The sequence below is a fragment of the Paenibacillus sp. LK1 genome (genome assembly GCF_002750415.1).
In the GTDB taxonomy this organism is placed as follows: Bacteria; Bacillota; Bacilli; order Paenibacillales; family Paenibacillaceae; genus Paenibacillus; species Paenibacillus taichungensis.
On sequence record NZ_PEII01000008.1, the window covers coordinates 185,506 to 206,237 of the forward strand.

21 protein-coding genes are annotated in these 20,732 nt (G+C 46.5%); 15 read left to right on the forward strand and 6 right to left on the reverse strand.

Translation table 11 applies throughout. The annotated features are described in order from the left end of the window. Positions 1–43: 43 nt before the first annotated feature. The 4 genes from CS562_RS18915 to CS562_RS18930 all read left to right on the forward strand — a co-directional run bounded on the left by CS562_RS18915 (position 44) and on the right by CS562_RS18930 (position 3,964). Positions 44–811 (forward strand): HAD family hydrolase, encoded by a 768-nt coding sequence (locus tag CS562_RS18915; protein ID WP_099857901.1) that lies wholly within the window; start codon positions 44–46, stop codon positions 809–811. After that, complete coding sequence (locus CS562_RS18920) at positions 808–1,143, forward strand: DMT family transporter (RefSeq protein WP_076287289.1); 336 nt, start codon at positions 808–810, stop codon at positions 1,141–1,143. Before CS562_RS18915 ends, CS562_RS18920 begins: the two co-directional genes overlap by 4 nt. Continuing rightward, a complete protein-coding gene (locus tag CS562_RS18925) occupies positions 1,143–2,153 on the forward strand; it encodes a metallophosphoesterase family protein (RefSeq protein WP_099857903.1) in 1,011 nt (336 codons plus the stop codon). Before CS562_RS18920 ends, CS562_RS18925 begins: the two co-directional genes overlap by 1 nt. A 350-nt stretch (positions 2,154–2,503) precedes the next feature. Then, the gene (locus CS562_RS18930) at positions 2,504–3,964 is read left to right on the forward strand and encodes a carboxylesterase/lipase family protein (RefSeq protein WP_099857905.1); all 1,461 of its coding nucleotides are present in this window, start codon (positions 2,504–2,506) and stop codon (positions 3,962–3,964) included. A 169-nt stretch (positions 3,965–4,133) separates the two neighbouring features. Here the strand turns inward: CS562_RS18930 and CS562_RS18935 are convergent, their stop codons facing one another. Beyond that, positions 4,134–5,288, reverse strand: coding sequence for a VanZ family protein (locus CS562_RS18935; RefSeq protein ID WP_076287292.1), 1,155 nt, complete (start codon positions 5,286–5,288; stop codon positions 4,134–4,136). Positions 5,289–5,542: 254 nt separating this feature from the next. Here CS562_RS18935 and CS562_RS18940 point away from each other — a divergent pair, with 254 nt between their 5' ends. The 5 genes from CS562_RS18940 (at position 5,543) to CS562_RS18960 (ending at position 9,131) form a co-directional block, all read left to right on the forward strand. Beyond that, entirely contained in the window at positions 5,543–5,884 is a 342-nt protein-coding gene (locus tag CS562_RS18940; protein ID WP_076287691.1) for a zinc ribbon domain-containing protein YjdM, read from the forward strand. Between the two features lie 185 nt (positions 5,885–6,069). Then, a complete protein-coding gene (locus CS562_RS18945; protein WP_076287293.1) occupies positions 6,070–6,345 on the forward strand; it encodes a type II toxin-antitoxin system Phd/YefM family antitoxin in 276 nt (91 codons plus the stop codon). Next, positions 6,326–6,652 carry a type II toxin-antitoxin system RelE/ParE family toxin gene (locus tag CS562_RS18950; protein ID WP_076287294.1) on the forward strand — a complete coding sequence of 109 codons (327 nt, stop codon included), beginning with the start codon at positions 6,326–6,328 and terminating at the stop codon, positions 6,650–6,652. Before CS562_RS18945 ends, CS562_RS18950 begins: the two co-directional genes overlap by 20 nt. A 430-nt stretch (positions 6,653–7,082) precedes the next feature. Next, a complete protein-coding gene (locus CS562_RS18955; protein ID WP_099857907.1) occupies positions 7,083–7,895 on the forward strand; it encodes a class I SAM-dependent methyltransferase in 813 nt (270 codons plus the stop codon). Between the two features lie 174 nt (positions 7,896–8,069). Next, positions 8,070–9,131, forward strand: a complete 1,062-nt coding sequence (locus tag CS562_RS18960) for an LLM class flavin-dependent oxidoreductase (protein ID WP_099857909.1) — start codon at positions 8,070–8,072, stop codon at positions 9,129–9,131. Positions 9,132–9,382: 251 nt separating this feature from the next. On the opposite strand, the gene CS562_RS18965 is transcribed toward CS562_RS18960, so the two are convergent. Both CS562_RS18965 and CS562_RS18970 read right to left on the reverse strand, forming a co-directional pair. Then, entirely contained in the window at positions 9,383–11,143 is a 1,761-nt protein-coding gene (locus CS562_RS18965; protein ID WP_099857910.1) for a cellulase family glycosylhydrolase, read from the reverse strand. Between the two features lie 97 nt (positions 11,144–11,240). Then, on the reverse strand, positions 11,241–11,717 hold the full coding sequence (locus CS562_RS18970; protein WP_099857911.1) for a DUF4385 domain-containing protein: 477 nt from the start codon (positions 11,715–11,717) through the stop codon (positions 11,241–11,243). Between the two features lie 116 nt (positions 11,718–11,833). On the opposite strand from CS562_RS18970, the gene CS562_RS18975 reads away from it, so the two are divergent. The 3 genes from CS562_RS18975 to CS562_RS18980 all read left to right on the forward strand — a co-directional run bounded on the left by CS562_RS18975 (position 11,834) and on the right by CS562_RS18980 (position 14,249). Then, entirely contained in the window at positions 11,834–12,301 is a 468-nt protein-coding gene (locus CS562_RS18975) for a YfbM family protein (protein WP_076287299.1), read from the forward strand. A gap of 99 nt (positions 12,302–12,400) precedes the next feature. Next, on the forward strand, positions 12,401–12,532 hold the full coding sequence (locus CS562_RS33510; protein ID WP_256222229.1) for a hypothetical protein: 132 nt from the start codon (positions 12,401–12,403) through the stop codon (positions 12,530–12,532). Between the two features lie 211 nt (positions 12,533–12,743). Continuing rightward, positions 12,744–14,249 carry a copper amine oxidase N-terminal domain-containing protein gene (locus CS562_RS18980; RefSeq protein ID WP_257219542.1) on the forward strand — a complete coding sequence of 502 codons (1,506 nt, stop codon included), beginning with the start codon at positions 12,744–12,746 and terminating at the stop codon, positions 14,247–14,249. A gap of 84 nt (positions 14,250–14,333) precedes the next feature. Here the strand turns inward: CS562_RS18980 and CS562_RS18985 are convergent, their stop codons facing one another. The 3 genes from CS562_RS18985 to pdxR are packed head-to-tail and all read right to left on the reverse strand — an operon-like array spanning position 14,334 to position 17,173. After that, on the reverse strand, positions 14,334–14,792 hold the full coding sequence (locus CS562_RS18985) for a GNAT family N-acetyltransferase (protein WP_076287300.1): 459 nt from the start codon (positions 14,790–14,792) through the stop codon (positions 14,334–14,336). After that, complete coding sequence (locus CS562_RS18990) at positions 14,789–15,709, reverse strand: D-alanine--D-alanine ligase (RefSeq protein ID WP_076287301.1); 921 nt, start codon at positions 15,707–15,709, stop codon at positions 14,789–14,791. Before CS562_RS18990 ends, CS562_RS18985 begins: the two co-directional genes overlap by 4 nt. Before the next feature lie 12 nt (positions 15,710–15,721). Next, on the reverse strand, positions 15,722–17,173 hold the full coding sequence (gene pdxR, locus CS562_RS18995) for a MocR-like pyridoxine biosynthesis transcription factor PdxR (protein ID WP_099857912.1): 1,452 nt from the start codon (positions 17,171–17,173) through the stop codon (positions 15,722–15,724). Positions 17,174–17,845: 672 nt separating this feature from the next. Here pdxR and CS562_RS19000 point away from each other — a divergent pair. From CS562_RS19000 to CS562_RS19010, 3 genes are all read left to right on the forward strand, one after another. After that, positions 17,846–18,202, forward strand: coding sequence for a nucleotide excision repair endonuclease (locus CS562_RS19000; protein ID WP_076287303.1), 357 nt, complete (start codon positions 17,846–17,848; stop codon positions 18,200–18,202). Between the two features lie 279 nt (positions 18,203–18,481). Continuing rightward, positions 18,482–19,231, forward strand: a complete 750-nt coding sequence (locus tag CS562_RS19005; protein ID WP_063565881.1) for a Bax inhibitor-1/YccA family protein — start codon at positions 18,482–18,484, stop codon at positions 19,229–19,231. A gap of 270 nt (positions 19,232–19,501) precedes the next feature. After that, positions 19,502–20,719 (forward strand): AraC family transcriptional regulator, encoded by a 1,218-nt coding sequence (locus CS562_RS19010; protein WP_099857913.1) that lies wholly within the window; start codon positions 19,502–19,504, stop codon positions 20,717–20,719. The last annotated feature ends 13 nt before the right edge of the window (positions 20,720–20,732 follow it).

Below are 20,732 nucleotides of genomic sequence, written 5' to 3' on the forward strand. Positions count from 1 at the left end.
CGCTTTTCTGACTTAGTAATTCTGCAGACAAGGAGCGTAACCGATGCCCGATTTAATGCTGGGGAGCCTTTCTACCCCAATTGAGGCTATTTTATTTGACAAGGATGGGACATTGCTTGATTTTACAGCGATGTGGGGCTTCTGGACCGATCGTGTGATGGAGAACTTCCGGGAAGAGCTTGCTGCCCGTGGCCTTCAGTTCAATGCAGCAGAGATTCCTCATATATGGGGAACATTCCATGATGAGCAGGGACGAATGAACGGTTATGATGTGCGAGGGCCCCTTGCCATGGGAACGATGGAGGAAGTTTATGCCGTATTAACTTGGCATGGCTATCGTGCAGGATTAAGCTGGGCGGAAGCGAAAATTATTGTGAGGGAATGTTTGCTACAGGCAGAATATGCAATGAATAAGGAGCGCCCTGCTCAGCCCCTCCCAGGCGTCCTTGCCTTTCTTGAGCAGTGTCGCAGCAAAGGACTGAAAATGGGCGTCGTCACAGCGGATGAGACAGAAAATGCGCTAAGTCATTTGAAGTGGATGGGGATTGAATCTTTTTTCACCGTAGTTGTAGGAACGGATCAGGTTGGACGGGGAAAACCGTTTCCTGACATGTTGTTGCTGGCGTGTGAGCGTCTGGGTGTACCTACTGCAAGAGCTGTCGTGATCGGCGATACGGATGGTGATATGGAGATGGCTCGTGCTGCCGGAGCTGCCTGGAAGATTGCTATCGGTGAACCTGCTCATATCAAGCTCGCGGACCTTACGGTTCGTTCGTTTGATGAATTGCTGGAAGTCGAGGTAAACCGATGACGAGTCATTCATATACAGGATGGATACTGCTTGCCCTAGCGATTGGATTGGAGCTGAGCGGTACGATTCTGATGAGGGTCTCGGATGGTTTTACCCGCGTATGGCCTTCCATTCTTATGTTTGCTTGTTATGGAGCGAGCTTTACCCTGTTGAATTTTGCTGTGAAGTATATGCCGCTGGGTGTTGCTTATGCCATCTGGTCGGGCGTAGGCATTACATTGATTGGGATCGTGGGACATTACTTTCTGGGTGAACGTCTGAAGGCGATGTCGATCGTCTGGATGGGCTTTATTCTGATTGGCATTATTGGACTGAAATGGAGTGATTCCTGATGGGAAATGAAAATAAACACGAACAACCGATAATCAGCTTCCAGGTCATCACAGATACTCATGTGAGAGAGCAGGCTGATCATATCCATAACCGTCATCTGGAGAAAGCGCTGGAAGACATCGCAACGTATAGCCATGGCAGCAGTGGAATTATGCATGTGGGCGACGTGACCGATCGTGGACTGCAGCAAGAATACCAAGAGTTGCAGCGTATATTGGAGGCTCACGGCGAATCATTGCCTCAAATACGTTACACTGTAGGTAATCATGATATCGGAGCCATTTTATGGGGAGATCCGCCGCTGAACTTGACCACAATGAACCAGCATGAGGTGGGCGAGGTGTTGGGGCATTCAGGGGATATGGGCCAAGTCGAGGCTCATGACATTGAAAAACTGGATGAATCGATCTCGATTGAAGGGTTATGGCAGAAGCGGTTGAGCGATTTTACAGCAATCACAGGTATGAACGGATCGTATCACGACCACTGGATCGACGGATATCATTATATCTTCCTGGGTACGGAGCAGCCTCATCCGAAAGATTGTGATATGTCTGCAGATCAACTGCAATGGCTGGAAACGAAACTGTCGGAGCAAGCATTGCCGGAGCAGCCGATTTTTGTTTTTCTCCATCAACCACTGATGGATACAGTCGCGGGTTCCATGAAGGAACAGGGTTGGTATGGTGTGAGTCAGGACGCAGCATTAAAGGCTGTTCTAAGTCGTTATCCGCAGGTCATCCTTTTCTCTGGGCATACCCATTGGCAATTGCAGGCTCAACGTACCATGTACGAAGGTGGCGGACAGATGCCAACGATGTTTAATGCTTCCTCTGTAGCTTATCTCTGGACGGATGAGGATGAGCATCTGGAGGGAAGTGAGAGTTTGCATGTCGATGTATACCGTGATCGGGTTGTCGTTAAGGGACGTAATCATGTGACCGGGAGCTGGATTGAAGGCGCAGAATATACGGTTCATTATCCGATAAAAGTAAACGGCGGTAATTGATCCATACAACGGGTAAGTTGATGAAATATGCAGGGCAACAATAGAAGACTTCGCTCGTTAATTGAAGCGGAGTCTTTATTATTGCTGTAAAAGTTCCACGTGAAACGTAGCAGTGGTACTTGAATCTGGACAAACTTGTAAATGGGTATCGCGGAGATCTATACTCAAATAAGTGGAAACGCGCCTGCCAGTAAGCACGAAAGGGCGTTGAAGCAATACAAAATTATTCTTCGTGTACGTTATTTAATAAACCTTGAGACAGAATTTCATCAGCTCAAAGTTACACCCAGATCTGAACAATACCAGTCGTAAACTGGAACTATCGATCAGTAGAGAGGATGTATATGCGCATGAGGGAACTTCAAGTGAATACAAGATATGGAACGGTTCAAGGAGAGCTTCTGCATGGAGCGAGTGTATGGAAAGGCATTCCTTATGCTAAACCACCCGTGGGTGAATTACGCTTCCAGGCTCCGGTCTCACCCGAGTCGTGGGATGGAGTCAGAGAGGCGACGCAATTCGGCCCTGAAAATATACAGCCAAGAAATCCTCAAACCGAGGCCATATCCGGACAGCCTCCGGTGGACTCGGAAGATAGTCTTTACCTGAATATCTGGGCACCTGAAAAAGAAAGCCATGATCCACTTCCCGTGATGGTATGGATTCATGGCGGATCGTTCGTTTCAGGCGCTGGCAGCCAGCCCATGTACGATGGAACACAACTTGTTCTCCGGGGAGACGTTATCGTCGTGACGATCAACTATCGTCTGGGGCCGCTAGGGTTCTTGCATCTGGCTCCGCTTGGGGAGGGTTTTGCATCCAATGTGGGTTTACTGGATCAGATTGCTGCACTGCAATGGGTACAGGACAACATCGAAGCTTTTGGCGGTGATTCGCATAACGTCACGGTATTCGGGGAATCTGCGGGCAGCATGAGTATTGCGGCTTTGATGGCGATGCCAGCAGCCAAAGGATTGTTCCATCGTGCCATTATGCAAAGTGGAGCCTCACAAGTCATGCCAGCAGAGCAGGCTTCAGCCATTCGTGATGGCATGCTGAAGGTTCTGGGTGTAACACCAGATGACCTGCACAAACTCAAAACCATTCCAGTGGAGCAAATCATCGCTGCTGGCGAGACGGTTAAACAACAAAGCGGTGCAGGTATGGCCCTGTTGTTCCAGCCCATACTGGATGGGGTAACACTTCCGAAGTTGCCTCTTCAGGCAGTAGAAGAGGGCGCGGCACAGGATATCCCTGTGCTGATCGGAACCACTTTGCATGAAGGCTCGTTGTTCATTCAACCTCAGGTACCTTACTCTGAAGAGATCAACATGGTGAAGGCTGTTGATTTCATGACACCTGATCTGGAGAATCGGGTAGCGATTGCGGACAGTTATCCCAAAACTGCAGATGGCCAGGCCCAGGTGATGACGGATCTGTTCTTCTGGCGCTCGGCTGTGCAATATGCGGTAGCTCAGCAGAAACATGCACCTGTATGGATGTATCGCTTTGATTGGGTGATGCCGGAGCACCCACTGCTGCATAAATCAATCCATAGCATCGATATCTTCTTTGCTTTTAATACGTTACCTGTATTGAAGTTTATGAATGCCGAACCGGATGCTGCCGCGGTAAAACTTGCAGGTAAAGTGCAGGATGCATGGATTTCGTTTGCCAAGCAGGGCAAGCCTGAGACAGCGGGAGTAAATTGGCCTGCCTACGAAGATGATCGCGCTACGCTGATTTTTAATCATGAATTGGAGTTGGTCCATGATCCGGAAGCTTCCAAACGTGAGCTGCTGGGGCTATAGTTCGGCGACCTCTGAACTTCATCTCAACATAGTTAAAAGGTGTGCCTCGTCATTAGTTGACGAGGCACACCTTTTTTTACGATGGACCAACTTGGCGACTTTAATGGCAAACGATACAGTACTGTCTTTCACCTGAACCTATGTGCTGTGAGTGGAATGGGTCCAGCATTTATTTTCGGGATGCTCTTGTCTTAGACACATCATCACAGTAAAAGGCTCGCTTGCCCCGGGAGAACAGCACCAGCATGACATGAACGAACAACACCAGAAGAATCAGCACATGCAAACCAACAATGCCGACAGAAAGCCATATTTTATAGGGCTCAAGCATCGCATTTTTGTTTAGCAAAGCATACTCGTTTATGATTTGAGCAATGGTCACAAACAGCCAAGGGACGTAAAGCGCGAGCAATCTTTTGAACAGGGAAGTGCTGGAAGGATCGCCTGTCCGTTGATCAATATATCTGAATCGCATCAGGGCTGAGCCTGGTGTTTTGCCTTCTCGCAGCGATGGGATAAAGAAAAATACAACCAGCATCGCAATCATGGTATTTAGCATACTAATCATGGCATTTGTATGGGATAGATTGAAAATGGACATCAGATTGGACAGGAATACGACAACTACACTGTCGATAATGAGTGCGAGTAGTTGGGCTACAGGGTAGACCTTGTTTTGTTCGATGATTTGTTCGCTTTTCGCCTGAATACTTGCACGAGATGGGAATAAGGCAAGCGCGATGGGTGCTGCGAAAAATCCCAGTACCGTTCCTGAAGTATTCAGCAGCAGGTCATCCACGTCAAACAGCCGATACGGGCAATCATAATAACCGTAGAAGCCGGTGATCTGGGTAATCTCAAAGAACAGGGATAAGCCGAATCCGCTTAACAAAGCCTGTTTCCAGTAAGATCTCTTTTGCCAAAAATAACGGATATACACGCCAAGTGGCATGAGAAGCAATACGTTGAACAGAACCTGCAGAAAAGCTCTGCCCTGAATCATTCCCATATAGCTGGCGGGTTGAGACCAGACAATTGGTGTTTCTTTCATAATATCTTTTACAAAGGTGAATGGAACAAGGTTGTAATAGACGGTATCCGCTGCTTGCTGAGCACATGTATTACGAGTCGTCGGGAAAGGAAGAATAACCAGACAATATGCAGCCAGTAGGTAGAAAATAAATGAAAAGCTGACGCCAAACCGCGACCAGCTAAAAAATCCATCTTTTCGATATCCGTAGATTAACCAAGGCACCAGCAGAAACATGGCGATAAGGACAAAAATAAAGAAAGCCGTTTGGACAGGAAAAACATAGGGTGACATGAGCAGAAACTCCTTTTATAGGATGTATATCAGCATTTCGTGTGAGACACGACTTTTAAGAATAGTATTTCGTTGTGATACTCCACCATTTTTCTTCTATAGCTTCAGTATAAGGAACCTTCCTTAAATCAGGGGGCGGGGCAATCTTAAATTTAGTTTAAAATCAATTAACCACTGTGGCCTATGTGGAACAATGGACTGCATTCCCGTATACTTGCGAGGAAGCCACAAAATGAATGGAGAGTTTAATACATATGTCTAATTTGCCTAATTGCCCCAAATGTAATTCCGAATACACTTACGAGGACGGTAATCTGTTGGTGTGTCCAGAATGTGCGCACGAATGGGCGCTAGCATCAGAAGAAGAGAATGCGGAGGAAACTAAAGTAGTACGCGATTCCAATGGTAATGTCCTGAATGATGGCGATACCGTTACGGTCATTAAGGATTTGAAGGTGAAAGGCAGCTCGCTGGTAGTTAAGCAGGGAACCAAAGTCAAAAACATCCGACTGATTGACGGTGACCATGACATCGATTGCAAAATCGACAGCCTAGGCGCAATGAAGTTGAAGTCCGAGTTTGTGAAAAAAATCTAGCTTCTCTTTAGGCACGGCTGGATTGCCATGTTAGTGGACTTGTCTTAAACCATAAAAGAACGTTCATTTCTGCAATGATGTGGAAGTGAAGGTTCTTTTTTGTTGGGTGGAGAAAGGACCCCAGATGAATAAAGTAGTATTATAATGTTATAATTAAGTGATTATAATGATATCGGAGGGAAGTTATGCAGATCAAACCATCAACTACAATACGCAAGGACTATAATGGGTTCTCTAAATATTGTCATGAGCTGGATGAGCCCGTGATACTTACCCGCAATGGAGAAGCTGATTTAGTTGTGATGAGCCATGAAGCGTACCGAAGAATGGAAGCCAGAACCGCGTTGCAATCCAAACTACTCGTCGCTGAGAAACAGGTGGCTGAAGGTGAAGAGTTGCCCAGTCACGAGCAAGTAATGACACGATTACGGAGAAAATTGGATGCTTCCAAAACAGAGTAGCATCCGATATACTCCTGCTGCTGTTGATGATCTCGACGAAATTTTCTCTTATATATCTAAGGACAACGTAGAACAGGCAGAGAAGATGCTTGATAAACTGGATGAAAAAATAAGGAACATCGCCGATTTTCCCAATATAGGTTCTGTTTTGTCAGAGGATGATTACAACCTGATTCAGCGAGGATACCGGTTTATCGTCGTTTCTCCCTATCTGGTTTTCTACCGCATTACTCTAGAGGGTATTATCATTTATCGCATCTTACATGGGCGGAGAGATTACCTCAGAGATTTATTTGAGATGAATTGACAGGAAATATTTAGAAGTACTATACTGGATAAAATTTAACAGTCAAATGCAATGATCAGGAGTAATAAGGCACAAGGTTTGGTCCAGAGAACTGTCGTTATGGTGCAAGGCAGCCCAACCTATCCCCAACTCACCTGTGAGCGGCAGAATCGAACCGTAGTTACGTGAATATCGTCATTGCTCAGCAAACAAAGGGCTAGATGTTAAAAATGATGCTATACGCTGACTTCATGTAGATTCTGACGGTTAACCTCCGTCATCAGGTCCTGAGATGTTATGGCAGGGTAGGTTGGAGTATGATGTAACCAATCCTGTTCATGGATCAAGAAGAGTGGTACCGCGAAGGTCAGACCTGTCGCCTCTTAGTTGAGGTGGCAGGTTTTTGTTTTTTTATATGGCCTTAATGTTGAGAAAAGGCAGGTGCAGAATCATGGAAAGATCACGTGTGATTGAGTATTATTCCAGATTTGACGAGTGGGGAAGGCTGGACCGAGAACCGCTGGAGTTCATCATTAATATGCATTATGTCCGAGAGTCACTTCCGGCAACCGGACTTGTGCTGGACAATGGCGCAGGACCAGGCAAATATGCCATGGAGCTTGCCAAACTTGGATACCATGTCACGCTGTCAGACTTGACCCCTACATCTGTGGATATGGCTCGACAGAAGGCAAAGGAATTGGATTTGACACAGCAGTTTGACGGATTTCATGTGTTGGATGCGACCCATCTGAACGGTATTGCAGATGAGACATATGATGCGTCTCTGATGCTGGGGCCGTTGTATCATTTGCAGACGGAAGAAGAGCGAGTGGCTGCGGTACGGGAGCTGCATCGGGTCACCAAGCGTGGGGGAACTGTGTTTGTAGCGATGCAGAGCCGTATGCGAATGGGCATTACCTCTTTGCAATTCCCGCGGCAATGGAAACCACATGACCACATGGAAGCTATCCGGTCTTTTGTGGAAAAGGGTACATTCGATCATCTGGATCAAGGGCGGTTTACAGGGGCGTACTATTTCAACATACAGGATATTAACCCGTTTATGGAGCAGCACGGATTCGAAACGGTAGACCTGATTGGATCGTCCAGTCTGAGAGCTATGCTCACAGAAGAGCAGCAGCAATATTGGAAAGAACGCGGAGAATACGATGAGTTGATTCAGCATATGATTGAGGCGGCCAAAGACCCCTCAATACTGGGAATCTCGTCTCATCTGCTGTACATTGGGAAAAAGAAATAATCATGAAATCATTGGATTTTGAGAAGAATATGTCACGAAAGTGCCCTCTGGAAAACAGGGGGCACTTGTATTTTTCCTCAAAATAGTTCAATATTAAGATAAATAACAAAAGGTGATCTACTTACAATAGGTTAGATGGACGACGGATCGCTTCATAACAGGGAGGAATAGACAATGGAAATTGGAATCAGTACATTTGTGGAGACGAATCCAGACGTAAACACAGGAGAACTTATAAGTCATGCGCAGCGTATTCGCGACGTCGTTGAAGAGATTGTTTTGGCAGATCAGGTGGGGCTGGATGTATACGGCGTGGGAGAACATCACCGTGCCGACTATGCCGCTTCATCACCAGCTATCATTTTGGCCGCCGCAGCTTCACAGACCAAACGCATTCGCCTAACCAGTGCTGTAACGGTGCTATCTTCGGCTGATCCGGTACGGGTTTTTCAGGATTTTGCAACGCTGGACGGCATTTCGAATGGGCGTGCAGAGATTATGGCAGGGCGGGGATCATTCATCGAATCATTCCCATTGTTCGGGTATGATCTGAATGATTATGATGAATTATTTGATGAAAAATTGGAGCTGCTCTTAAAGCTGCGTGATTCGGAAAAAGTAACTTGGGAAGGCAAACACCGCCCTTCCTTTAATAATCTAGGCATCTACCCGCGTCCGGTACAGGAAAAACTTCCGGTATGGATCGGCAGTGGCGGTAACCAGGAATCGGTTGTCCGCGCAGGTCTGCTTGGATTACCGCTTGTACTCGCCATTATTGGTGGTCGCCCCGTTCAATTTGCACCACTGGTGGAGTTGTACAAAAAAGCAGCTGCACATGCAGGTCACGACGCTTCCAAACTGACTGTGGCTTCCCACTCTCATGGGTTCATTGCGGATACAACAGATGAAGCCGTAGAGAAATTCTTCCCTCCAGCTCAGGCTGTAATGAACATACTAGGCCGTGAACGCGGCTGGGGACACTATAGTCGTGCAACCTTTGACGCGGCACGTAGTCTGGAAGGTGCGCTGTATGTAGGTGATGTGGATACCGTGGCCCAGAAGATTATCTATCTGCGCAAAGAAGTTGGTATCACTCGCTTCATGTTACACACTCCCCTCGGTACGATGCCGCATGAGGAGGTAATGAGAGCGATTGAACTGCTTGGCAAAGAAGTGGCTCCCAAGGTCCGTGCAGAAATCTCGCGTTGGGAAGCTGAGAATGAAGCCGGGCATTAATTAGTGATAGTAATTCCTTATATATAATTATAAAAAGGAGCAGGTCCTTCATCCGAGCGATGAAGTGCCCGCTTCTTTTTTCATTTCCTTATCAATTATGGCTTAGCTATGTCCACAGCTGACATACTCCACTGGCAGCGTCTCTATTTAAACAATCTTCAGTAATTCAGTACTTCATAGGTCATGCTGCATCCTGCAGCGCTCATTGCAATCAACGGGGCGTTCAATCTCAACTCAACCTGCGAACAGGCTCAATTTTCTACCTTGCCAGTCACCTGATTTCCGCTCTTAATCAGAGTGTATCGAATGAGCTCACCACTCCAGAAGTGAAATGTCAGCTCGATCTGTCCATCGTGCAGTTCTTTGAGCCAATCGGGCTGTAGCTTAATTTCATTCGTTTCATAAGAAGGAGCAAATGTGGTCAAAAACTCTTTGAACGGTGTCCAGTCCTGTGGCGCTGTATTCTCACCGGATGAATACACAGCCTCCATCGTGGCAAGCTGATCGCCTTGAAACTGGGTGGGAATGGAGAAGGAGTCTACTTTACCTGTTGCGTGGCCCAACTCGGGCTCCGTGGACACAATTACATTCCATTTCCATTTTGCGCCCTGATTGAACTTCGCTGTGATTATCCCATTGTTCCCAAGCTTCTGAGTTGAACTGATCATCCGGGATAACGCAGTGGATTTGACGGTTAAGGTGTTGCCAATGAACGAATAATCTGTGCCGGCTTTCAGCAATTGATCACCCGCATACAGGGCAACTAACTTGTTTCCGTTTAATTTGATCGTCAATTGTCTGTCTGCTACAGGCGAACCTTGTCTGAAATAGAGCAGATCGCTTTCTCCTACGGCAGAACGTCCTGTCCAGGACGCTTGAATCATCTGAAATAAATCCGGGTCAGCCCACTGGAATGTTAGTCGATTCAGATGCTGACCGTTGTCCCATAACATGGACGTGATCTTTTTTTCTTTTAACTGATGACCAATGAACTCTAAATATTTCAGCTTCTCTCCCTGTTCGATGACATCCGTATGTTTGTCAAAACCGAGCAGGCCGTATTCGCCCAGAATAACCGGAATGCCCTGAATAACCAGTGTGTTGTACACATTATTGAACGTGCTGGCCGCATCATTTTTCGTATCCGTATCGAAGGTGGTGTGCCCTGCAATGTTAACGCTGAACGGCCAATATCCGTAATAATGCACCGTAGCAATCAGATTGTGATCCTTTAGGCCAGCTATCGTCTGTTGCAAACTGTCGAGTCTTACCTGTGTTGGTGAACTTTCCAGCGTAGGCAGGACCAACGGGCGCTCGCTGTTATTTCCACCTGTTTCTCGTACCAACTTTACAAATGCAGTGTTCAATTCATGCAAAAGCTCTAACTGCCGTGCCTCATCAATATTGCTGCCTGAGCCCATGTCGCCTGCATTTGTTGCTCCGCGGTGAAAGCGCGGTTCGTTAACACTTTCAAACATCAGCTTACGTGGTTCATCTTTGAACTGCTTGGCAATCTGAGTCCATACTGCTTTATAACGGGAAAGCACCTGATCATGGTCCGTCTCCAGTTGGCTGATCCAGAGGTAGGAATCATGGTGAACGTTCACGACGACATAGAGGTTGGCATCCAGCGCCCATTGGACAACCTCCTGAACACGACCCATGTAGGCTGGATCAACAGTGTAGTCTGGTGCGTCCCCAATATGCCCATCCCATGTGACAGGAATGCGAATACTTCGGTATCCCTGAGCAGCGATCTGCTGTATCAGTTCGCGGGTAACTCGCGGGTTGCCCCAATACGTTTCATCAGTTCCGACCGTATCCAGGGAATTTCCCAGGTTCCATCCCGGCTGCATCCCGTCAACATCGCTTTGTAGTGGACCAAAGGCCGTCATTTCATGTTGTCTGGCAAGTTCAGACTTGGCTGCAGATGCAGGCAAAGGAAGCAGAATAAACAGACACAGGGTCATGCAAACAAGCGTCAGGATGAAATGGTGGCTAGGTGGGTTCATAAGGGCTCCTTTGGATGGGCGTACATCGTTAATCTCGTGTGTGAAGCTTGATGTATTGCATTATATCAAAATGAACATCTGCATGAATCATGTATTTTCACCCATGCTCCTGCGCGTTCTCTGACTCGTACTTCTCCCGGTGCTTCTGCTTCATTTTCACATAATCCGGGTCCGTTTTGGCGATCTCCCATTGTGCTTTGAAAATGGCTGCTGATTCAGCCTTCACTTTATCATTCTGATAAGGCAGGATGGAGCCGTCCTCCTTCGAATATTTGCGTCCGCCTTTATGATTCGTATACCGCCGGGCCCGCGTATAGCCCATTTGCAGAAACTTGCGTGCCATATCCATACCGACAAAGTCATCCTTTTCCTTATACTCCAAAAATAATTCGTAGATCTTCTGCGAGGATTCTTTCGCAATTTCGGGTGTTTTGAACCGCCAGTACGGTTGAATCTCGCTTTTGTAGGGCTCCACCATTAATACACCTTGCTCTCCCCGGCCAACGGTATATAGTTCAGGTTGCTTGCGCAGATCAAGCTCCTCGTAATTGAGGCTGTAATCAAACTTTTTCATGGATTCCGCTCCTCCTTGAAGATTATTGTTCCTTTCCACCTCTTTACCCCGATTCTTGTACAACATGCACGGTTAATGGGAAAGAAGAGAAGTATATACATAGGAGGGATAAGGGTATGGGCATGTCCGGCAGATATCTTGTTGTCACCAATGAATTGGTCGCATCCATTAAGTCAGGTGAAGTCAGTGTACATGATTGTTCGGTCGAGCTGGATATCGATAAAATGTGGCAGATGCTTCAGTTTACGTTGACTGGTGAAGTGGTAGAGGGGCAGCCTCCTCTGGGATATGTGGTCCCTTTGGCAGGCGAACAATATCTGGGCAACTATTCAGACATGGATCTGTTCCTGCTGAACAATGAACAGGTGCTCGAGGCGTACATGGCTTTAGAACAACTGACACCTGAAGAATTGAAGAAACGGTTTAGCCTGGAACAAATGGTAGCTGAGGGCGTGTATCCTGTCATGGAGGATTGGGACGCAGAGGAGACATTCCAGGAGATCGTTCAGACACTGAATGATGTTCAGGCTTTATATCAGGCAACGGCTGCAAGCGGAAACGGAATTGTCTTTTATATTTTCTAAGATCCCACCTCTGTCTGTTTAATTTGTCATTATTCCGGTTATTGATAGAAACAAGGCACAGACTGTGCCTAAAATCCGGTAGAAGAGAGGGAATACGATATGACACAAGACCAGAATGAAGAGAACAAAGCCATTCAAGACGACGAGCCGGATCAATTTGAAACCCCTGCACGTACCGATGGTAAAGAATCCGATGAGGACACTGAGTCCAAGGATACGGAAAAAGAATAAACTGAACTGTTTATGGTTCGACTAGGCATATTGTTGTTGAAGCGAATTACACCAAATTTTAAATATACGTCATACTCGAGGTCGGACCATTGTTCGGCCTTTTTTTGGTATTTATTTATGGATCCGGTTTACAACAATTACCTATAACCCTCATAATAGGAGTGAACCACATTTTTCCTAAGGAGGAGATCGTATCAAAAATCACAAGCTATTGAAGTGGATTGCCGTACCACTCGTTTTGATGATGGTTGCGCTTACGGGATGTCAGGCCGTAGGTGGCGTAGATATTGGCAAAGCCGTTGTCAACAGTACAACCGTCAAGTCCGGTGAATCCAAACAGTCCATGCATATAAAAATTGAACCTACAGCAAACCTCGTCGATGAGGATGCGCTTCAAATGATTGAACTCATTAATTCCGTTTCATTGGATATTGAAGATGCCAAAGTGAAGGACTCCAACACGGCGTCTGTCAAAGGCACACTGAGTATGCAAGGAAAGAAATTGCCTTTCCATTTGTCGATGGATAAATCGGAAATGGTCATTGATGTAGACGGAGCGCAAAAGCCTCTATACATATCTTTGCAGGATGACACACTTCCTATGCTAGATACGAAGGCGTTGGAGAAGCAGATCGAGGAGCTTTCCCCGAAATTGCTGACCTTTGCGCTGAAGCATTTGTCCAACCCGAAAAATATTTCCGTAACCCCGGTACAGGAATCGGTTAATGGTGAATCGCTGAGTCTCTCCAAGCTGCATGTGGAGATCAGTGGAGAAGAGCTTCTTGCCATGGTTAAACCGTTTCTGACAAGTGTTGCTCAGGATGAGCAAGGACTCAAGGATCTGATTGGAGATCTGTATGATGTGTTCTACCCTATCCTCGTTACATTCAACACGGTTGATATTGGCGACGGCAGTGCCCTTCCTTCTACGATTAGCGAATCACGGGATGCCGAAGTTGCTTCATTGTATGAAATGATTAAGGGCGGTCTTGACGAGATTCTTGCTAATTACGACAAGGAACTAGCCAACTTGTTGACCGAAACACCTGAATTGAAGACGGTGTTCGGAACTGAGACCAATCTCAAATTGGACTTTTATCTGGACAGCGCACTGAATATCCGTAAACAGAATTATGATTTCAAAGTAGCGTTGCCTGGTTCTGAGGATCTGCCGATCAAATCGGTATCTGTATATGGTGACAGCGAACTGTGGAATATTGGTGGACCAGTAACTGTGGATGCCGTGGACAAAACGGCTGGTGCAATTGATCTGATGCAGGGAGATATCACGCCAGGTCAGATGTTGCGCAATTTTGATTCCAATTCACTTGTGTATCAGCTGTTGAAAGATGAAGCGGGAATCACTCGTAAATATGTCATGTTGTATCCGGACGACGAATCATATGGCGCAGTCACTGTTAAAAATACAACATTTGTTCCTCTGCGTTATCTGTCCGAGGAATTGGATGCTGAAGTGAAATGGACCAAAGGGTCGGATAAAATCGTCGTTATTGACGATATCACCGGCGATGAGATTGTCCTGACTGTAGGTTCCAAGAAGGCCACCGTTGCAGGCAAGGAAGTAACAATGGTTGAACCCGCTTATGTGGGCAAAAACGGCAAAACTTACGTCCCACTGCGCTTTATGGCCGAATCTCTTGGGGCATCTGTAGATAAGGAAAAAGAAACAGGCTGGATTTTCATCGACCGGCCATAAGTAAGATTTGTATATTATAAAAAATGCCCGTTTCCGACCTTTGTGTTGGAAATGGGCGTTTTTTTGATGTTACTTTCCAAACAGTCAGCTATGCTGCAAAGCCTGCGGCTTTTTGCTAAAGCCAGTGCTTCCCGCGGTAAAGCCCATCTGTTGGTAGAATTTATGCGCATCTTCACGATCCGGGCGATTGCCGCTGTTCAGGGATAAGGAATCCACGCCATGAGTGGCTGCCCATTGCTCTGCTTCCAGAATAAGCTGACGACCGATGCCGGAGCTTCTGAACTGGTCATGCACGATAAGAGCCATAATACGGCAGTGCTTTCCGTTTTTTTCATATAGATAAGATGTTTGGAGTCCGATCAGTCCAACGACACGGCCACGGACTTCGGCAACCAACGTTGCAAAGTTTGAATCCGCAGCGATGTGCGAATAACGCTCCTTCATCTCGGCATACGTGGTTGGATAGCCGAGTTGATCCATAAGAATGACCATGTCCTGCAGATCTTCAGGGGTACTGTTACGAATTGTTATATTCAGACTCATGATCGCGTTGCCTCCTTTTGACGTTCTTTTAACGAGAGATCAATGATGGAATCCAGCAAACCGGCAAAGGAGATACCAGCCGCGGCTGCACTTTTGGGCAGCAGGCTATTTCGGGTAAGACCTGGTAGCGTGTTTACCTCAAGCACATATGGCATGCCATCCCGAATCATCATGTCCACACGGGCATAGACACTGCATTTTAACACCCGGTAACAGGTTAGTGCTGCCGCTTCTACACGTTTGTGCAAATCCGCAGGCAAATGAACGACCTGCTCATCAGCGCCGCCGTCATTATATTTGGAAGTGTAATCGAAAAAATCAGCATTTGAACGAATCGAGATAACTGGAAGCATCTGACCATCCAGAACGGCGCAGGTAATCTCCTCACCCTCAATATATTGCTCAATCATGACGACTTCGTCCCAGACGAGTGCCGCTTCTACAGCCGCATGAAGAGTCGAGGGTTCCTGTACCACTTGCGTACCAATGCTGGAACCGCCTGAATTGGGTTTTACTACAACGGGATACGTTAACTGCTGCACAGCGGTTGATGACAATTCATCCAAACTGCTTACCTGAAGCCACTCGCCAGTAGGTACACCCGCATGCTGGATGAGGCGTTTGGACATATCTTTGTCCATGCATACGCTGCTCGCGAGGACACCACAGCCTGTATAAGGAACACCCAGCGACTCCAACGTACCTTGAATCGTACCATCCTCGCCATATTTGCCGTGCAGAGCGAGCAGTGCCACATCCAATCCTGCGGCTTTCTCAATGAGATCACGTTTGCTGTTGATCTCCACCGGAATAACCTCATACTTCTGTCCATCCAGATGGTTGATCATCTCCTGTCCGGTGAGCAGAGAAACATTCCGCTCCGAAGATGTGCCACCCATTATCACGCCAACTTTCATGTGTAATCCTCCTCATTTCATTTGAGCAACCGTCTCGCCAATGATGCGAATACCTTTGCGAATGTTCTCATCGCTGACTCGGGAGAAGCCCAAACGCATCGTGTTTTGTCCCTGGCCAGGTTCAAGATAAAAAGTATCCCCGGGCATGAAGGTAACGCCTTTTGCCTTGCAAGCCGCCAGCAGCTCCCTCGTGCGGTATTCTGGTGGGAATTGTACGAACAGGTGAAGTCCGCCTTCGCCGGAAACCCGGCACATCGGAAGATACTGCCGCAAGCAGCGGACGACTAGCTCATATTTTCGCTTGTACTCCGTGCGAGCCCGCTTCAAATATTTCTCGAAATTGCCGTTGCTCAGATATTGATAGAGCAGGGACTGATCCAGCGTCGAGGTATGAATGCTGCGCGCCCGTTTCATGCTTTCCAGATAATCAATCAGTGCCGCATCCGCAATGACCCAGCCTACACGCAGTCCCGGAAACAATATCTTGGAGAAGCTGCCCAGATACACGAGTCCGTTCCCTTTGCCCACACTGGCAATCAGAGGGGAGACATGGGAACCGGAATAGCGCAGTTCCTCGTTAAAGCCGTCTTCAATTATCGGCACATGGTACTGGTTCATCAGCCGAATGATCTCTGTCCGTTTGGCAGGTGATGTGACGATCCCAGTTGGATTGTGGTAGGAGGGCACAAGGTAGGCCAGATCATACGGGTTTGCTGCAAGTTCCCGTTCCAACTGCTTCAGGTCCAGACCATCTGATTCCATATCCACACCGGTGAGATGGAATTGATGAAGTCTCAGATTTTTAACAGCGGTATGATGTGTCGGGTTTTCACATAGAGCCCTGCCGCTTTTTTTGCGAAGTGCGCCCAGTACCAGATCAAAACCTTCCGTAAATCCGTTGGTAATCAGAATATCCTTGCCGGATAGGTCGACACCTTTATTTTCCATATAGCGCAGCAGATACTTCATAAGAGGTCTGTAGCCTTGCGCATATCCGTAATTCAGCAGCACTTCACCTTCAAGCGACATCCGGTCGAGAAAGGCTCTTTTGACATTGTGCATGTCAAACAGCTTCTCATCCGGCGCAATGCTGGTAAATGAAATCTCACCACGCTCTGAGCCAGAGCCATGTTTCATCAGATCATACTGCTCTGCCTGGATTGCATAATCACTGACACGTTCGTTCCAGTCCAGCTGCCACCCGGATGTTGCCTCAGGTGCATCAATGGTGGAGCTTACGTAATTGCCTTTGCCTTTGACCGCGTAAATCAGGCCTTCCTCCTCAAGTTCAGCATAGGCCAGCAGAATCGTGCTGCGGCTTACTTTCATGAGTGTACTGAGTTCGCGGGTGGAAGGAAGCTTTTGTTTGGCTTGCAGGCCGCCTTTGAGCATCAATCGCTTCATATAATCTTTGACTTGTATATATACAGGGCGGTCCTCCGTCAGTTGCAGATCGGAATACATCCCATCACTCCCTTATTTGCTATCTTGCCATATTATAACCCCCGCAGAAAGAACCACGATACCTCTGTTTCCCTGCGGAGGTGGTTGGTTGTTTGCGCAAACGTAAAAAAGCCCTGGCATCATGCCGGGCTGGGGTGAAACGTGATCCATCTTTTATAGTGCTGCTGCTTATAACTTTCTAGGTTGGCGTTGCATGACTAGTCTCTCTAGGATCGATAGCTATCTGTCCTTCTACGTGTGTCTATTTACTCTCGTACGGCTATAATTGCAGGCTTTCTAGGTCAATCCAGTTCTATACTATCTTCGTAAAGCTAGGATCTTTCTACGTTTGCTTGCTGCAAGGGTCGAATAGATGATGAATCGTAAAGCTATAAAGCTAGGTTCTTGCTAACTGTACTCTTGTCGTGCGCACGTAACAGAATTCAGTATGAAAAAGATGATCAATCATAGGGTACAATAGACGGAAGTAGATATAAAGACATATGTCTTAGTGCCCAAATTCTTCCTCATACCCCTATAGTACCACTTTGAATCAGGGAAGTTAACCTTTTTTTTGAAATATTTGTCGTAATAGTTGAAAAAAGCTTGAATCTTGCTTCTTATTAATGAAATGGTTTCCCTTTATAATATATGATAGGATGTAAACCTATAGATAATGAGGAAGTGAACCTATTGATTAATATTACTGTGCCAACACCAGATGTCATCATCACGAAGCAGGCTGATCCACAGCTTAGCCACATTTATGGATTTACCGATTTCCACCTGATTACACGGGAAAAAGGCGGTATCTTCATGTTTTACAATGCCGATGATGAGTTGTTATTTGTCGGGAAAGCACGAAAATTAAGACCGCGCATCAAGAAACATTTTGAAGATACGGTATCACCAATGAAGTCACACCGCGAGGAAGTAACTACCATCGAAGTGTGCGTAATTGAAGATCCGGTGGACCGCGAAATTTACGAGACCTATATCATCAACACGTTGCGTGCGAAATACAATGTAGATAAAGTGTTGTACAAATAAGTATCTCGAATGTGCCCCAAGAGCGATAAGAATTGGAATCAAATGATGGAATGTGCTGAATAAAGTGTAAGTATTTTTCGCAAAGGTTTGGGACATATAGCCTATGGCTTGCTTCAACAGACAAGGATGTGATCTGCGGATTGCATCCCACGTCTGCTTAGAAGCATTAGAATTTTTATTTTTCAATATGTAATTTAATATGTAGTTCGTAGAAACAGCAATGTAGAACCTAGAGATGGTAGTACAGGATTAACCAAATACATAGAAGAGGTGATTGTTTTGATCGGACGTAGCGGTAACCCTACACTCAAAGATAGTACGTTTGAAGACTCCAGAGGTTATGGAGATGATCGGTATCAAACCAGAATGACGATCAACGGTACGGTAAACAAAGCGTTTATTACGTTGGTAATTCTGCTGGGCAGTGCATTTGCATCCTGGATGATGTTTTTCAATGGGCAGGAAGTGCTTCCTCTTGCATATGGAGGGGCAATCGTCGGTTTTATCCTCGCATTGATTATTTCATTCAAACCTGTTGCGGCGCCTTACCTTGTGCCGATCTATGCCGTTGCGGAAGGCATGTTCCTCGGAGCACTCTCGGCTACGTATGAATACTTGTATAACGGCATTACGCTGCAAGCTGCTTTGCTGACCATGGCCGTCTTTATTGCCCTGCTGATGGCATACAAGACAAGATTGATCAAAGCTACGGAGAATTTCAAGCTTGGGGTTGTCGCAGCAACCGGAGGCATCATGATTATGTATCTCCTCAGTTTTGTTCTTGGTTTTTTCGGGATTACCGTTCCCTATCTGCATGACAACAGCCTGATCGGAATCGGCATTTCTGTCGTTATCGTCATTGTGGCCGCACTGAATCTGGTACTTGATTTTGATTTTATTGAAAGTGGTGCCGACAACGGTGCTCCGAAATATATGGAGTGGTACGGTGCATTTGGATTGATGGTTACACTGGTATGGCTGTATCTTGAAATTATTCGTCTACTCGGCAAGCTGCGGAGCCGGGATTAATTCAATTCAAATTTTTGCAAACTTAACCATGCAACTCATCATCAAAAGCTAACTCGTGCCCCAAACACGTAGTTGGCTTTTTTACTGTTTACTGGATAGTCCTAACATCGAACTGTGTACATTCTTCCATATATGGATTGACTGAATGGAAAAGAATGTGATATTTTAATTGATAATGATTATCATTTTCGTTAGTCTAATATAGTACCGGCTGTATTGCCCTGTACATTTCATATCAAACCGATCAAGCAGATCGAAAGGAGTGGCCTTATGTTACTGGAAAATGATTCGCAGACCCCTGCGCACTTGCCCGTTACCGGCCGCAGTCCCAAGACGGATCTTGCCAAGGTAAAAGTATATATGGACGAGCACTATGACGAACCATTGTCTATTGCAGATCTCGCCCACAAAGCCAATATCAGTGCGAAATATTTCGTGGATCTATTCAAGAAGACCTACGGGCAGAGTGCAATGGAATATCTGACCGATCTTCGCATCAATCGTGCGAAACGATATCTGAAAGAAACAGGGTACAAACTCCGTGAAATCGCGCTGAGAGTAGGGTATAGCGATGAGTATTATTTTAGCCGCAAATTTAAAAAGGAAGTGGGCGTATCTCCTTCGGATTATGCCAAAAATGCGAGAAAACGCATCGCCACCTGCTCCTCCAGCATCATTGGACAGTTGCTGGCGCTTAATGTCATGCCTGTCGCTGCGCCAATTGATCCCAAATGGACCGCTTATTATTATAACGCGCACCGAACAGAGATTCAGTCACATTTGAGACTGACAGACCCGTATACCAGCTTGAGATTTGAAGCCAACGTGGAGCGTTTGGTTCATATCCGGCCGGACGCTATTGTCGGTACGGATCAAATCAGTGACCCGGATCAGGCCAAACTGGCTGAGATTGCACCTTGTTGTTTTGTACCGAAGTATCACTTGGATTGGCGTGCGCAGTTACGCATGATTGCTGCTTTTCTGGAACGGGAAGAACAGGCAGAGCAGTGGATTGGTGTATACAATCAGCGAGTCGAGAAGGCACGGGATTCCGTAAAACAGAAAGTGGGCCGAGAGAAGGTCATCGTTGTCCGAGTGTATGGGCAGCACCTTTATCTGTATCGAAATCCGGGTATTGAAGAGGTGTTGTACAACAATGGTTTACAACTGGAGACGTTCCCCGATGTTCAGGCCAATACACGGTTAACATTGGAACAACTGGCTGCGCTAAATCCAGATCGGATTCTTGTTATGGTGTGTCCTGAGGCCGCATCGCGTGCATACTGGCTCAGTTTGCAACACTCGCCAGTATGGCGTCAGCTTAAGGCAGTAAGGCAATACCAGATTCATCTGATTACAGGTGATCCCTGGTTTGACTACTCTGCCGTAGGCGTGATGCGTATGCTGGATGAAGCGCTGCTGATTTTCACGGGATATTGTCCAAATGTATATCTGGATAACGTCCATGGTGATTCTCGGGCTACATGACATATAATCCATC